This window comes from Paenibacillus dendritiformis, from assembly GCF_015845845.1.
GTDB classification, from domain to species: Bacteria; Bacillota; Bacilli; order Paenibacillales; family Paenibacillaceae; genus Paenibacillus_B; species Paenibacillus_B dendritiformis_C.
Window position 1 is genome coordinate 79,196 of the sequence record NZ_LDIG01000159.1, and the last position, 14,199, is coordinate 93,394.

General features: G+C 56.5%; 14 protein-coding genes. 9 read left to right on the top strand and 5 right to left on the bottom strand.

All coding sequences use genetic code 11. From position 1 onward, the window contains the following. Positions 1 to 101 precede the first annotated feature (101 nt). Positions 102 to 410 (top strand): DUF1292 domain-containing protein, encoded by a 309-nt coding sequence (locus ABD76_RS16065; protein WP_197258248.1) that lies wholly within the window; start codon positions 102 to 104, stop codon positions 408 to 410. 113 nt (positions 411 to 523) lie between these two features. On the opposite strand, the gene ABD76_RS16070 is transcribed toward ABD76_RS16065, so the two are convergent. After that, positions 524 to 940 (bottom strand): DUF1885 family protein, encoded by a 417-nt coding sequence (locus ABD76_RS16070; protein ID WP_197258249.1) that lies wholly within the window; start codon positions 938 to 940, stop codon positions 524 to 526. Between the two features lie 141 nt (positions 941 to 1,081). Continuing rightward, entirely contained in the window at positions 1,082 to 2,557 is a 1,476-nt protein-coding gene (locus tag ABD76_RS16075; protein ID WP_197258314.1) for an aminotransferase class I/II-fold pyridoxal phosphate-dependent enzyme, read from the bottom strand. Between the two features lie 203 nt (positions 2,558 to 2,760). Here ABD76_RS16075 and ABD76_RS16080 point away from each other — a divergent pair, with 203 nt between their 5' ends. Next, positions 2,761 to 3,939, top strand: a complete 1,179-nt coding sequence (locus tag ABD76_RS16080) for an MFS transporter (protein WP_197258250.1) — start codon at positions 2,761 to 2,763, stop codon at positions 3,937 to 3,939. A gap of 148 nt (positions 3,940 to 4,087) precedes the next feature. Here ABD76_RS16080 and ABD76_RS16085 read toward each other — a convergent pair whose 3' ends face one another. Beyond that, complete coding sequence (locus ABD76_RS16085) at positions 4,088 to 4,723, bottom strand: YktB family protein (RefSeq protein ID WP_197258251.1); 636 nt, start codon at positions 4,721 to 4,723, stop codon at positions 4,088 to 4,090. Positions 4,724 to 4,862: 139 nt separating this feature from the next. On the opposite strand from ABD76_RS16085, the gene ABD76_RS16090 reads away from it, so the two are divergent. Next, entirely contained in the window at positions 4,863 to 5,459 is a 597-nt protein-coding gene (locus ABD76_RS16090; RefSeq protein ID WP_197258252.1) for a hypothetical protein, read from the top strand. Between the two features lie 162 nt (positions 5,460 to 5,621). Next, entirely contained in the window at positions 5,622 to 7,034 is a 1,413-nt protein-coding gene (gene gndA / locus ABD76_RS16095; RefSeq protein WP_197258253.1) for an NADP-dependent phosphogluconate dehydrogenase, read from the top strand. A gap of 38 nt (positions 7,035 to 7,072) precedes the next feature. On the opposite strand, the gene ABD76_RS16100 is transcribed toward gndA, so the two are convergent. Then, positions 7,073 to 7,393 (bottom strand): methyltransferase, encoded by a 321-nt coding sequence (locus tag ABD76_RS16100; protein ID WP_197258254.1) that lies wholly within the window; start codon positions 7,391 to 7,393, stop codon positions 7,073 to 7,075. 213 nt (positions 7,394 to 7,606) lie between these two features. Between ABD76_RS16100 and ABD76_RS16105 the strand changes: the two genes are divergently transcribed. Then, positions 7,607 to 8,119 (top strand): shikimate kinase, encoded by a 513-nt coding sequence (locus ABD76_RS16105; RefSeq protein ID WP_197258255.1) that lies wholly within the window; start codon positions 7,607 to 7,609, stop codon positions 8,117 to 8,119. Here ABD76_RS16105 and ABD76_RS16110 read toward each other — a convergent pair. Continuing rightward, entirely contained in the window at positions 8,116 to 8,430 is a 315-nt protein-coding gene (locus ABD76_RS16110) for a rhodanese-like domain-containing protein (protein ID WP_197258256.1), read from the bottom strand. The genes ABD76_RS16105 and ABD76_RS16110 overlap by 4 nt on opposite strands. Before the next feature lie 119 nt (positions 8,431 to 8,549). Here ABD76_RS16110 and aroA point away from each other — a divergent pair, with 119 nt between their 5' ends. The 4 genes from aroA (at position 8,550) to ptsP (ending at position 14,072) form a co-directional block, all read left to right on the top strand. Then, on the top strand, positions 8,550 to 9,854 hold the full coding sequence (gene aroA, locus ABD76_RS16115; protein ID WP_197258257.1) for a 3-phosphoshikimate 1-carboxyvinyltransferase: 1,305 nt from the start codon (positions 8,550 to 8,552) through the stop codon (positions 9,852 to 9,854). A gap of 47 nt (positions 9,855 to 9,901) precedes the next feature. Beyond that, complete coding sequence (locus ABD76_RS16120) at positions 9,902 to 10,336, top strand: CoA-binding protein (RefSeq protein ID WP_197258258.1); 435 nt, start codon at positions 9,902 to 9,904, stop codon at positions 10,334 to 10,336. A gap of 122 nt (positions 10,337 to 10,458) precedes the next feature. Continuing rightward, complete coding sequence (locus ABD76_RS16125) at positions 10,459 to 12,348, top strand: glucose PTS transporter subunit IIA (protein ID WP_197258259.1); 1,890 nt, start codon at positions 10,459 to 10,461, stop codon at positions 12,346 to 12,348. Then, positions 12,345 to 14,072 carry a phosphoenolpyruvate--protein phosphotransferase gene (ptsP, locus tag ABD76_RS16130; RefSeq protein ID WP_197258260.1) on the top strand — a complete coding sequence of 576 codons (1,728 nt, stop codon included), beginning with the start codon at positions 12,345 to 12,347 and terminating at the stop codon, positions 14,070 to 14,072. Before ABD76_RS16125 ends, ptsP begins: the two co-directional genes overlap by 4 nt. Positions 14,073 to 14,199: the final 127 nt, after the last annotated feature.

Below are 14,199 nucleotides of genomic sequence, written 5' to 3' on the forward strand. Positions count from 1 at the left end.
CATACCAGACATCGCTCCTGCTTCGTTGACCTGCCCTTCATAAAGTGGTACGATACGGAAGTGTAACCAACACATTACCTGAAAACAAAGGAGATTCACGCATGAGCGAACATCAACATAACCATGACCATGACTGTGGCTGCGGACATGATCACGAACATGACGAATTGGTCGTCACACTGGTAGATGAAGAGGGAAATGAGATCGATATGGCTCTCGTTGAGACGTTCAATGTAGGCGAGCAAGTATACGCTCTGTTGCTGGAACGCAACAATCCGGAAGCGGACGGGATCATTGTGCGCGTAGACGAAGAGGATGAAGATATGGTTCTGAATCCAATTGAAGACGACGAAGAATGGGAGCGCGTCCAGCAAGCCTACGATCAACTGGTTTCTTCCCAGGAAGACTAATCTGAACAAAGCAGAGCTTCAATGGCAGATCCGTTGAAGACGATGAAGCTCCGAGCGGCCGCTCGGAGCTTTTTTGCTGCTGTCGCGTATGTAAACTGCCGTTGCCGCTCGAATTATTTCCGCGGATTGAAGTACATGATCCTGCCATTGAACAAAGTCAATTCAGCCTTCCATTTCTTCGCTAAATATTTGCACAGCTCGTTGCCTTTTGCTTTGTCGCCATGGGTCGATCCTTCCGGGAGGACGACCTGCACGCGGGAACGGGGCGGAGCTCCCTCCTTCGTCCCGGTGCCGAAGACGATATAATGATATTGGGGAGAGGTTCCCTTCAGGTAGAACCATTGCTCTTCCTGTTCGGGCTTCGTCTCGATCGTATACGGGAACGCGGCGTCTGCGTATTCCCATCCCAATTGTTCTCCGGTCAAGCTGGTCTGGTGTCGGTAACTGAGGAGCTGTTCTTTCAGTTCATCCAGTGTGACGGATGGTACGGCCGATCCTTCCACAAATGTAATGAATGCGCTTTGGCTCATCCTTGCACCTCCATGCAACCTCGGATCATCCCCATCATATCATTGCGCCCACCCGTTGGCAATATTTTCATGACCCATCAAAGTCAGGCGTCGGTTCCTGTACATACAGGAAGGCCGCCCATAGCTGGACGGCCTGCTGCTTTAAAAGATCGCGGTTTCTTCCACGATGACTTTGACGTATTCGATATTCCGATCTTCCGGACCTTTGACCGGCAATCCGATGTCGACGTGGTCCCGAATGTAATCGATATTTTGCTGCGAAATGACCTCGCCCGGCAGGAGAATCGGAATTCCGGGCGGATAAACATAAATAAACTCGGCAATAATGCGTCCAGCAGACTCCTTGAACGGGACGACTTCCGTATCGGCGTAGAACGCATCCCGCGGAATGAGCGAGAGCTGCGGGATTTCCGGTATTTTAACGATAAGCTCCTGCACCTCGTTTTTCTCGAAATGCATTGCGGATAGCTCCCGCAGAGCTTCCAGAAGCGTCTCTATCGTTTCCCGGGTATCGCCCGGCGTGACGAGGCACAAAATATTGTACATATCGCTGAGCTCGACTTCGAGCTGGTAATGATCCCGGAGCCAATTTTCGGTCTCATAGCCCGTGATGCCGAGATGGCGCACGTGAATGGTCAGCTTGGTCGGATCGAAGTCATAGGTCGCTTCGCCGCCAAGAATGTCCTCCCCGAAGCAGTACAAGCCCGGAATCGCGTTAATCTGCACTCTCGCTTCCTCGGCCAGCTCAATGGTGCGCTCCGCGATCGCGTGGCCGTTCAGCGCCAGATTGCGGCGGGACGTATCCAGTGAAGCGAGCAGCAAGTAGGAAGTCGAGGTCGTTGTCAGCATGCTGAATATGGTCTGGACCCGGTACGGATTGACAAGCCCGTTCTTGACGTTGACATTGAGAACCGAGCTCTGGGTCATGGAGCCTCCCAGCTTGTGAACGCTGGTGGCCGCCATATCCGCGCCCGCTTCCATCGCCGATATCGGCAGCTTCTCATGGAAGTGGATCAGGACGCCGTGGGCTTCATCGACCAGCACCGGCACGCCGTAGGAATGGGCCAGGTCGACAATCTCCTTCAAATTGGCGCAAATGCCAAAATAGGTTGGATTGATGACCAGGACCGCCTTCGCATCCGGGTGCTTCTCCAGCGCCCGGCGGACCGATCGGGTCGTGATGCCGTGATCGATGCCGAGATTGGCGTCCCTTGCGGGCGATACGAACACCGGGCGCGCGCCGGCGAAAATAATAGCCGTCATAATCGATTTATGGATATTGCGAGGCACGATTATTTTGTCGCCGGGTGAACAGACGGACATAATCATCGTCATGATGGCCCCGCTTGTGCCCTGTACGCTGAAAAACGTATAATCTGCGCCGAAGGCATCCGCAGCCAAGGCTTGCGCTTCGGCGATGACGGCTGTCGGCTGGTGCAGATCGTCCAGCGGAGCAATGTTGATCAGATCTATGGAGAAGGCATTATCTCCGAGGAAATCCCGGAATTCGGCATCGCTGCCGGCGCCTTTTTTGTGTCCCGGAATATGAAATTGAACCGGATTCCGGGCGGCATGCTCCTTCAAAGCGGTAAAAAGAGGCGTCCGATGGTGGTTCATCGCCGTAATCACAACCTTTCTTGCTGAAAATGCAGATACGTCTGCGCACCTTGACGCAAACAATGATAAGTTTAACAAAAACGTTTCGGAATGCAAGCAGTTTTTCGGGACCTCGGCAGAGTGTGACATTTGTCGCATTTTAGTCATTTTCGTTGATAATCAATTATGTTAGGATGAACGTATACATAGGAGGGAACTGTGTCATGAAAAAACAAATGACTGTCGTCGTGCTTATGCTGATGATGGTATTTATCGGATTCGGCATCGTCATCCCGGTTCTGCCGATGATGATTACCGATGCCGGCGCGAACGAAGTGCATCTGGGACTGATGCTCTCGTTGTATTCGCTCGTATCCTTTATTCTGTCCCCATTGTGGGGAGCGCTATCAGAAAAAGTCGGCAGACGCCCGATCATCCTCATCGGAACGCTCGGCTTCAGCGCCAGTTACGCGCTGTTCGGACTGGCGGACGGCTCGCTGTGGATGATGTATGCCTCGCGCTTGCTCGGAGGCTTGTTCTCCGGTGCGGTGACCGCCGTCATCGTCGCGTATGTAGCCGACATTACGCCGCCGGAGCGGCGGACGAAGGGGATGGCGATGGTCGGCATGGCGATTGGTCTCGGCTTCACGTTCGGGCCGGCATTCGGGGGCATTATCAGCAAGCTCGGCCATAACGCGCCCTTTTTTGCCGCGTCGGCGCTGACGCTGCTGACCTGCTTGCTCGGCTTCGCTCTGCTGCAGGAATCGCTGCCGAAGGAGAAGCGGATGCAGCCGCGCGAGGCGGCGCCTTCCCGCTGGACTGCCTTTACCGGCATGATGAAATATTTGTACGTGCTGTCCTTCTTCGTGACCTTTACGCTTGCCGGGCTGGAGTCTACCTTGCTCTATTTCCAGGCGGTTCGGATTCCGGATATTACGGCCGTGGACATCGGCTTCATGTTCTTTTACTGCGGCCTCGCCGGCGCGCTTGTGCAGGGCGGAATCGTCAGACGCTATATTAAGAACGGAGCGGAAAAGAAGACGATTGGCGCCGGGCTGGTCATTTCCGCGCTCGGCTTTTTCCTCCTGCTGCTGTCATCGAATATGGTGAACGCGACGATATTTTTATGCGTCTTCGGAATCGGCAACGCGCTGATCCGGCCATGCGTCACATCCCTCATCACACAGAAGACGACAGTCAGCCAGGGGGTCGCTTCAGGCCTCAATTCATCCATGGACAGCTTCGGCCGGATCGCCGGTCCGCTGCTAGCCGTGGCCATCTTCAAATGGAACGCCAATCTGCCTTATATCGTTGGCGGCATTCTATGCCTGGCGGCCATCGGCCTGCTCGTTCGCTTCTCGGTGGCGGAACGGGCGAAGGCTTCGGCCGGAACTTCCATTTAGTCCCTCTATCTTGGACGGCTCATAATATTGGACGCAAGGACAAAATAAGGGTGATTCTCCGGCATAAGCGCGGGGAATCACCCTTTTGTCTGTGCTGCGGCTTGTCCGGTTAGCCGCTGCGCCGGGCTGGCGAAGCCGGGCGGAGGGGCTACGCTTCCAAGGCCAGCTTGTACAGCGGCATCAGCGAATCCAGCGTGCGGCGGGCCAGTGCCATGAACGCTTCGCCGTCGGACAGCACCGGATCGTGGGCAGCGATGTTCCGCCCGACGAGCCATTCCGCATGCTTGACGTCGCGGAAGCGGACAAGCATCTTTTTCAATTCCTCATCGTTGATATCGCCGAGGCGGACGTTGTCTTTCTTCATATGATCCATCGAGATCACGAAGTCGGCCGGCACAAGCGAGCGGAACCGATTCGTATCGTTCAGCATCAGGCTTGCGATATTGCGCTTGTTCGCCACTTCATAGATGAAGGCCAGCCAGATGAACACATGGTCATCGAACAACCCGACCTGGAAATGGGGCAACGACTTGTAGCCGCGTTTGTTCGGGCCGATGGCGAGCCACGTGTCCTTCGGCGGATTGACCGTGCGCCGGGCATGCTTCGCAATATGTAAAAACATCTCTTGGCCGCTCTGCACAGCGGCATCGCCCACAAGCTCTTCGCCTATCGCTCGGAACTTGGGCTGGATATGTTCGCGGATTCCTTCCATGCGGGCTTCCAGTCCTTCGGTAAGGAAAACCTGGAAGTCGGCTGCGTCAAATCCGGTAAATGATGTGCTCATCGTTATCGTTCCTTTCGTGCCGTTTGTAAGCCGATTATACCATAATCTGCACCAACTCGAGCGGCGCGCGCAATTCGAGTCAATAACCAAGTTACCGAATCATATGATGGAGTATACGATATCGTAAGGAGGGATTGCCGTGAACCGCAGTGATGAGGTCGAATACCGCAATCTGGAGCTGCGCTTTGACCGCCGGCAAATCCAAAACCTCATTCGGGATCTGATACAGGAGGGATATTCCTTGTATTGGAGCGAGAATGAGACATTGTTTATCGTGTCTATCCGAACGGGGCGGAAGCTGGTCAAATTGCGTTTTCAACGCTTGCAGGATCGGTTCAAGCTGGTAGGCGACTATACGATACGCGACGAGAAATTATCCGAGTTCATGGAGCGAATGATCGGGCATGTGCGCGGCCATGCGGTCGTGCGCCGGTGCAAGGACAGACAGGTGCTGGTCGAAAATATTATGTTCGGGGAACGGATTCGCCTCGTGGAAATATGCGGACCCGAGCAGCGGGTGCTGTATCAGAAGCGGCCCATTATTACAATAGAGGAGATGGCACAGGCCTTCGCGTCCACGCAGGCGGAGGAGCGGATAGGCGAGCTTCGGCTTGAGATTGATTATGCTCTGTCGGAGCTGCATGAAGCGATGCGAATGAATGATGGGGAGAAGGCGGCAGAGTGCAAGAAGAGACTCGAGCTTCTGCGCCGGGAAATGATTCAGCTCGAATGGTAAGGATGCGCTGCAGCCTTCGGCGGCCGGAAACCCAATACCCATATACACCCTTCCTTCCGCAGGATTTATGTGGGGCGGAATGTTGCAGGGTGTATTCCTGTGCGGTACAATAGGCGTAATGTTACGCTATATCAAATTATAGATAAAGGGTGGAAGGACCATATGACGAAGAATCAAATTGGTGTCATCGGCCTTGCCGTAATGGGCAAAAACTTGGCGCTTAATATCGAAAGCCGCGGGTTCGCCGTATCTGTCTACAACCGTTCGCGCGAGAAGACGGATGCGCTGCTGCAAGAGGCGGCAGGCAAGCAGTTGACGGGTACATATACGATTGAAGAATTCGTTGCCTCCCTGGCTGTGCCGCGCAAGATCCTGATTATGGTTCAAGCGGGACAAGCTACGGATGCGACGATCGAACAGCTTCTGCCTCACCTGGACCAAGGGGATATTATTATTGACGGCGGGAATGCCCACTTCCCGGATACTCAGCGCCGCAGCAAATATTTAGAAGAAAAAGGCATTCGCTTCATTGGAGCGGGCGTATCCGGCGGGGAAGAAGGAGCGCTGAAGGGGCCAGCGATTATGCCGGGCGGCCAGGAGAGTGCTTACAAGCTGGTAGAGCCGATTCTGACCTCGATCTCGGCCAAGGTTAACGGAGATCCTTGCTGCACGTATATCGGTCCGGACGGAGCGGGCCACTATGTGAAGATGGTTCACAACGGCATCGAGTACGGCGACATGCAGTTGATCTGCGAAGCGTACCATCTGTTGACGACCGTGCTTGGCGTCGATACGAAGGAGCTTCATTCGATCTTCACGGAATGGAACAACGGGGAGCTTGACAGCTATCTGATTGAGATAACGGCCGACATCTTCTCGAAGTATGACGAAGAGACAGGCAAGCCGATGGTGGACGTCATTCTTGACTCCGCCGGGCAAAAGGGAACGGGCAAATGGACAAGCCAAAGCGCCCTCGATCTTGGCGTGCCGCTGTCGATGATTACGGAATCGGTATTTTCCCGCTTCCTGTCCGCCTTGAAGGACGAGCGCGTCGCCGCGAGCAAGGTGCTGCAAGGTCCGGCGACCAAGCCGTTCGCGGGCGACAAGGCCGAATTTATCAAGAATGTGCGCAAGGCGCTCTATGCGAGCAAGATCGTATCGTACGCGCAGGGCTTTGCCCAAATGCGCGCCGCATCCGACGAGTTCGGCTGGAACTTGCGCTACGGCGATATCGCGATGATATTCCGCGGCGGCTGCATCATCCGCTCCCGCTTCCTGCATAACATCAAGGAAGCGTATGACCGGGATCCGGAGCTGAAAAATCTGCTGCTTGATCCTTATTTCAAAAATATTGTGGAAACCTACCAGGATGCTTGGCGTCAAGTGGTTGCCGCGGCAGTCGCTTACGGCGTGCCGGTGCCGGGCTTCGCGAGCGCGCTCGCTTACTTCGACAGCTACCGCACAGAGCGGCTGCCTGCGAACCTGCTTCAAGCCCAGCGCGATTATTTCGGGGCCCATACGTTCAAGCGCGTCGATAAGGAAGGCACCTTCCACTATAACTGGTTGTCCGAATAAGGCATCATAACGCCGGGCCCGCGTGGGCCCGGCGTTATTTACGGATTGCCTTCCTGGTCCAGAAGCCCGTATGTTGCTTCGGCCAAATATTGGCGGATATGTTCCGATTTCTCGCTGAAGCTTGCACCGCGAATGAGAAGCAGGGAGATTTCAGCGAAATAGCGGAAGTTTTGCAGAATCCGTTCCGGACCGAGACGGGCCCAGGCTTCATCCTTCTCGGTAAGCTTGCTTTTGACGAAGTTCAATACCCACACGATGTCTTCTCTGCACAGAGGATGCTGCGTGTCCATAATACGGGCCATACGGGCGGATACGCTGCGCTGTGCGGAATGGAAATCCGGGGAGGGCAAGGTGGACATGCCGATTCACTCCTACGCGGCCTCATGGATGCCGATGATGCTTGTACCTTCTTATCAGGCGATAGGCATCGCACCGGCTCAAGGCGCATAACATTCTTATAATCATCATCTTTATGTCGAAGGCGGCGTTTTTATACATGGCGCCATTGTCGAACGGAAGACTCGTATGCTATCATATGGGAAGTTTACGCCAGCAGGACGGGGGATACCAGCATGAGCAACCGCTCGATTGTACTTATCGGATTTATGGGAACCGGCAAATCAACCGTCGGCGCACGGTTGGCCGAACGGTTACAGCTTCGCTTCCGCGATCTGGACGAGGAGATTGTCCGCCGGACGGGACAGTCGATTCCCGAGATTTTCGCGGAGCGGGGGGAGGCTTATTTCCGGGAACAGGAGGGACAAATTCTTTCTCTGCTGCTGGAAGAGGAGGTTCCTCAGATTATCGCTACCGGCGGCGGGGCCGTCTTGAGGGAAGAGAACCGGAAGCTTATGCAGGAGCAGGCCACCGTGATTCATCTCACAGCACAGGAGGCGACTATCGTGGACCGGGTCCGTCAGGACCGGAACCGTCCGCTGCTGCAGGGCGGTGTGGAGGAGCGGGTCCGCCGCTTGATGGCGGAGCGCCGCGGGCTGTACGACTTCGCTCATCTATGCGTGCCGACGGACAGTGAGTCCGTGGAACAAGTATGCGCCCGAATCCTCGCTTATATGGAACGGACTTAGTCCTCGGATTCCAGCTCGATCCAGGAGAGCATGCCGCCTTCCAGGTTCACGGCATTGTCCCTGCCAAGGTGCTGCAAATATTCGCACACACGCTCGCTGCGGTAGCCGCTGCGGCAGATGAAGATGGTCTCTTCCGCCGGATCGATCTCTTGAAGCCGTTCCGGGATCTGGTTCATCGGAATATGCTTGGCGCCGGGAATCATGCCTAGGGCAACTTCCTCATCCTCGCGCACATCGATCATGTTTAACGCTTCGCCGCGCTGCAGCCGGCTTTTCAGCTCCGCGGCTTCAATCGTCTTGACGGGTGTCATTCGGGAACAAGCATCCTTTCTCAATGGGAATGATTGAGTCGTCCGGCTCTGGAAGCCGGCGCTCAGTGAAAGTGAATATATTCAATATTATACGTTTAAATTTAAAGGAGTGGAAGCGCATGGACGTTATCGTAAGGCCGACATCCCGGCTGCAAGGTGAGATTCAGGCATTGTCATCCAAAAATTATACGACCCGGTATTTGCTTGCCGCCGGATTGGCGGAAGGGACGAGCACGATATACTATCCGGCCCATAGTGAAGATAGCGATGCCATGCGCCGCTGTCTGCGCGATCTTGGCGCGGTGCTGGAGGAGGACGACGAGAAGCTGGTCATTACGGGCTTCGGACGCCGTCCGCAGATCGCGGGTCCGGCACATGAACTGAATGTGGGCAATGCCGGAGCGGTGCTGCGGTTTTTGATGGCCGTTGCCGCTTTGCTGCCGGAGGTCAATTTCATCAATGCTTATCCGGACTCGCTTGGGAAGCGGCCGCATGACGATCTGATTGCGGCGCTCACGCAGATGGGCGTGGAAGTGTCGCATCGGGAGGGCAAGCTGCCGATCACCATTCGCGGAGGCCAGCCGAAGGGCGGACATATCCGCGTATCGGGAAGCGTCAGCTCGCAGTTCCTTAGCGCCTTGCTCTTCCTCACCCCGCTCCTGAGCGAGGACAGCGTCATCGAGGTCGTGGATGATCTGAAATCCAAGGTTGTCGTCGGCCAGACGCTGGAGGTGCTGGCCCAGGCGGGCATTCGCATCGACGCCCGCGAAGATTTGATGTATTTCCGGGTGCCGGGCAACCAAAGCTATGAAGCGAAGACCTATGTCGTGCAGGGGGATTATCCGGGCTCGGCCGCGGTGCTGGCGGCGGCGGCCGTCGTTCCTTCCGACATCGTCGTCAAAGGCTTGACCGAGGACAGCAAGCAGGGAGAGCGCGCGATTGTCGATGTGCTGCGCATGATGAACGTGCCGCTGAAGCATGCGGACGCGACGGTTTGCATCCAGGGGGGCGGTTCGCTGAAGGCGGTGGAGTTCGACGGAGACGCGGCGACCGATGCCGTGCTCGCGATGGTGGCGGCCGCCGTCTTCGCCGACGGAACCTCGCGCTTCTACAATGTAGAGAACTTGCGTTACAAGGAATGCGACCGCATCACCGACTATGTTGCCGAGCTGCGGAAGGCCGGCGCGGATGTGGAGGAGCGGCAGGCGGAGATTATCGTGCACGGGAAGCCGCAAGGCGTAGCCGGCGGCGTCGAGATCAACGCGCATTACGATCACCGGGTCATTATGGCGCTCACGGTGGTCGGGCTGCGTGCGCAGCAGCCGATTCGCATTCGCGACGCCCATCATGTCGCCAAATCGTATCCTCAATATTTTGACCATTTGCGGGCATTGGGCGCGCAGGTGGAATGGGTGGAAGGATAACCGAACCGATGCCATCCCGCTTAGGACAGTGAAAGGAGTGAATGTAAATGAGCTACGAGCACCCGCCCCAAGAAGAGATCCGCAAGCTGCTGAACGAGAGCGGCACGATAGCCGTGGTCGGTTTGTCCGATGACCCGACGCGGGTATCCTATATGGTGGCCGAAGCGATGCAGAAGAAGGGCTACCGGATCATTCCGGTCAACCCGAAGGCAGACAAGATTCTTGGCGAGACCTGCTACCCTTCGCTGAAGGACGTGCCGATTCCGATCGATATCGTGAACGTGTTCCGCCGCAGCGAATATTGCGCCGACGTTGCGCGGGAGGCGGCGGAGGTCAAGGCGAAGGCCCTTTGGCTGCAGCAGGGGATCGTCAATGAGGAAGCAGCGCGTATCGCCGCGGACAACGGCATGTTCTGCGTCATGGACTTGTGCATCAAAGTGCTGGATTCGATTCTGCTCCCGCATGGGAAGACCGAATCATAGCCAATACCGGGCAGCGCGGCCGGGACTTCTTGTCTGACGATGAACGAGAACTCCCGGCTTCTGCCTTTTTTTATTTTGACAAAGCTCCGCGAAGCCCTTACCATTCTTGGTAGAAGGAGAGGATGTCCTTGAATCAGTTAGGGATTCTTCAGCAGTTATCGCGGGCGCTTATGCAGCCGCTGATTGCGCTGCCTGCGGCGGCGCTGGCGCTGGCGTTCGGCCATCTTCTGGCGGGCGCCGGCTTCCAGGATACGGCGGCGCTGTTCGAGCTGACCGGCCGGACGATTTTTTATGTGCTGCCCTACATTTTCGCGGTCGGGGTTGCGCTTGGCCTGGCCAATAATGCCGGAGTCGCCGCCATGTCGGCGCTGCTCGGCATCATTATTTTCCGCCAGCTGCTGAATCAATGGGGCGGCTCGGCCTTCGAGCCGACCGTGTTGAACGGCATCATCTTCGGGATATTGGCGGGACTCGTCCATCAACGCTTCAAGGATGTGCGCTTTCCGGAATATTTGCAATTTTTCGGAGGCCAGCGATTTGCGGTGCTCCTTACGACCCTGTGCTCGATCGCCCTTTCCTGGGTGATGATTATGCTGGCTCCCTTCATGCAGCAAGGCATACAGTTTTTGGGACAGGAAATATTGGCTATGGGCGGATTCGGCGTCTTTTTGTACGGCGTTCTGCATCGGGTGCTGATCGCTTTCGGCCTTCATCACCTCCTGAATAATCTGTATTGGTTCCAGGTAGGTACATTTACCGATGCCGAAGGGATGACGTACACCGGCGATTTGCCCCGTTTTTTTGCGGGAGATCCGGCGGCGGGCGTCTATATGGCCGGCCTGTATCCGATTATGATGTTCGCGCTGCCGGCCGTGGCGCTGGCCATTGTGCATGAATCGCGGGAGGACCTGCGCCCCAAGGTGCGCAAGACGTACATGACGGCGGCGTTGGTCTCGCTGCTGACGGGAATTACCGAGCCGATTGAATTCGCCTTCCTGTTCGCGGCGCCGTATTTGTTCATCGTCCATGCGCTGTTGAGCGGGGCCGCGATGTGGATTACGGCTGAGCTTGGCGTGCGGCACGGCTTCTCGTTCTCGGCCGGAGCGATAGATTATGTCGTCAATTTTCACCAGTCGAAGGGAGCGCTGTGGATTATTCCTGTCGGCATCGCGTTCGCGCTCATCTATTACGTCGTCTTCCGCTTCGCCATCCAGAAGTTCCAGATTCCGACCCCAGGCCGGGTCGAAGGCTCCCTGCTTGACGATATGGCAAGCGACTTGCTGCACCGGGTGCCACTTATCATGCAGGCGCTCGGCGGCAAGGATAATATTGCCGACATTCAGGCCTGCATTACCCGGCTCAGGCTTCGCGTCAACAATGACAAGCTGGTCGATCGCCACACGCTCCGCAAGCTTGGAGCGGCGGGCGTCATTCGTCTGGGCGGGGGGCATTTGCAGGTCGTCTTCGGCACCTATTCGGAGCTGATCAAGGATGAGATGGTCAAGCGGCTGCAGCGCAACACGAAGCAAGTCTGGTTTGTCGCTCCGGTGCAAGGGAAAATGATCCCGATCGAAGAGGTGCCGGACCGCATTTTCGCGCAAAAGCTTGTCGGACAGGGAGTCGCCTTCTTGCCCGACAAAGGCGAGCTCGTCTCGCCCGTACATGGCCGGGTGCGCCATGTCTACCCTACTATGCACGCGCTAGGCATCGAGACGCCGGAAGGTTTGGAAGTCCTCCTTCACATCGGAATCGAGACGTCATCGTTGAATGGCGCCGGTTTTCAGGCAGTTGTACAGGAAGGTGATGAAGTGAGACCGGGACAGCTTATGATTAAATTCGACTACAACGAAGTGAAGAAGCGCTGCGCATCGCTGGCGACCCCGATGGTCATTACGAATTCGGATGCGGTCGCTTCCTGGAGCTTCGCGCCGTTCGCGGCGGTCAAGCGGGGACAGACTTCCGTCATGTCCGTGGTGCTGAAGGAGCATGCTAACGGGGGTGGTAGAAGATGACGCAGAAGGTGCAGGGAATCGGGGCTTCCAGCGGGATCGCCATAGGCAAAGCGTTCGTGCTTCCGACATGGGAATGGGACGTGCCGGAGGAAAAGATGGATCCGTCCGATCTGGCCCGCGAATTCGAGCGGCTGTACGAAGGCATCCGTTCGTCGAAGGATGAGATCGAGTTCATTAAGAGCGAGATCCGCGAGATGGTGGGAAATGAAGAGTCCTCGATATTTGACGCGCATTTGGCTATATTGGACGATCCGATTTTTATGAATGAGATTCAAGGCATTATTCAGCGGCAGTACAAGGCGGCCGAAGTGGCGGTCAAGGAGGCTATCGATCACTTCGTCACGATGTTCGACTTGCTGGACGATGAGTATATGAAGGAACGGGCGCTGGATATCAAGGATGTCGGGAACCGTTTGCTCAAGCATTTGCTCGGCGCGCCGGAGATTACGCTGCCGACCGATACGCAGCCGTATATTCTGGTCGCGAAGGAGCTGTCGCCGTCGCAGCTTGTCCATCTTAATCCGAAAAATGTGCTCGGCATCGTCATGCTGATGGGGGGAAAGACGTCGCATTCGGCGATTATGGCCCGGGCGCTCGGCATTCCGCTCGTGCTCGGACTGGAGGGGAAAATCACAAAGCCTGTCCAGACCGGCGATCTGGTCATTGTGGACGGGGAGCATGGCATCGTCTATATCGAGCCCCCGGAGCAGGTGGTGAAGCAGTACGAGGCCCGGCACGAAGCGTATGCGCGGGAGATGGACGAGCTGAAGAAGCTGGTCAAGCTTCCTGCCGTCACTCAGGATGGGCTGACGATCAGCTTGTCGGCCAATATCAGCTCCACGCGCGAGCTGGAGATCGCCGATCAGAACGGAGCAGAGGGCGTCGGGCTGTTCCGGACGGAATTCATGTATATGGATCGTTCCTATCCGCCGTCCGAAGCAGAGCAATTGGCGGTCTACCGGGATGCCGCCGAGCATTACAAAGATTCGCAGGTCATTATCCGCACGCTCGATATCGGCGGCGACAAGCCGATGGAATATTTGAATCTTCCGGAAGAGGATAATCCGTTTCTCGGCTATCGGGCGATTCGCATCTGCCTCGACCAGCAGGAGTTGTTCAAGTCGCAGCTCCGCGCCATTCTCCGGGCGAGCGCGTCAGGCCCGATCGCGATTATGATCCCGATGATCTCGTCCGTGGAAGAGATCATCGCGGCCAAGGCGGTGCTGGAAGAGGCGAAGGCGGAGCTGCGGGACGAAGGGCTGCCATTTGACGAGAAGCTGCCTGTAGGCATTATGATCGAGGTTCCGGCTGCGGCCTTGATCGCCGATCGCCTTGCGGAGGAGGTTGACTTCTTCAGCATCGGCACGAACGATCTGGTGCAGTATACCCTTGCTGTCGACCGGATGAACGAGCAGATTGCGCATATGTATGATCCGTTCCATCCCGCGGTGCTGCGTCTCATCCGCCATACGATCGAGGCGGCCAAGGCCCGCGGCATCGGCATCAGCGTCTGCGGCGAGATGGCGGGGGACACGCGGGCGGTGCCGCTCTGGATCGCGCTGGGCGTCACCAAGCTGAGCATGTCCTCGCGCTTCATTCCGCGGGTGAAGGCGGCTGTCCACCGCGCAACCCGAACCGGGAGCGAGCGGCTGGCGGAACGCATATTCGCGGCCCGCTCCAAGGCCGAGATCGACGAGCTGCTCGAACGGCATTTTACGTCGTGACCTCAATTCGGTAAGGTCTCCCGGCCTCTTCCTATGGAGATGGATCTGTCTCCAAACCAGAAAAGGCATGGTCCCCGGATAACGGGGCCATGCCTGAGATTGAAGACAAACTCCCGCGAAATACTGC

Coding starts and splice junctions, on each gene's coding strand:
- ABD76_RS16065 (WP_197258248.1), top strand. CDS start 102: ATGAGCGAACATCAACATAACCATGACCATGACTGTGGCTGCGGACAT.
- ABD76_RS16070 (WP_197258249.1), bottom strand. CDS start 940: ATGAGCCAAAGCGCATTCATTACATTTGTGGAAGGATCGGCCGTACCA.
- ABD76_RS16075 (WP_197258314.1), bottom strand. CDS start 2,557: ATGAACCACCATCGGACGCCTCTTTTTACCGCTTTGAAGGAGCATGCC.
- ABD76_RS16080 (WP_197258250.1), top strand. CDS start 2,761: ATGAAAAAACAAATGACTGTCGTCGTGCTTATGCTGATGATGGTATTT.
- ABD76_RS16085 (WP_197258251.1), bottom strand. CDS start 4,723: ATGAGCACATCATTTACCGGATTTGACGCAGCCGACTTCCAGGTTTTC.
- gndA (WP_197258253.1), top strand. CDS start 5,622: ATGACGAAGAATCAAATTGGTGTCATCGGCCTTGCCGTAATGGGCAAA.
- ABD76_RS16100 (WP_197258254.1), bottom strand. CDS start 7,393: ATGTCCACCTTGCCCTCCCCGGATTTCCATTCCGCACAGCGCAGCGTA.
- ABD76_RS16105 (WP_197258255.1), top strand. CDS start 7,607: ATGAGCAACCGCTCGATTGTACTTATCGGATTTATGGGAACCGGCAAA.
- ABD76_RS16110 (WP_197258256.1), bottom strand. CDS start 8,430: ATGACACCCGTCAAGACGATTGAAGCCGCGGAGCTGAAAAGCCGGCTG.
- aroA (WP_197258257.1), top strand. CDS start 8,550: ATGGACGTTATCGTAAGGCCGACATCCCGGCTGCAAGGTGAGATTCAG.
- ABD76_RS16120 (WP_197258258.1), top strand. CDS start 9,902: ATGAGCTACGAGCACCCGCCCCAAGAAGAGATCCGCAAGCTGCTGAAC.
- ABD76_RS16125 (WP_197258259.1), top strand. CDS start 10,459: ATGTCCTTGAATCAGTTAGGGATTCTTCAGCAGTTATCGCGGGCGCTT.
- ptsP (WP_197258260.1), top strand. CDS start 12,345: ATGACGCAGAAGGTGCAGGGAATCGGGGCTTCCAGCGGGATCGCCATA.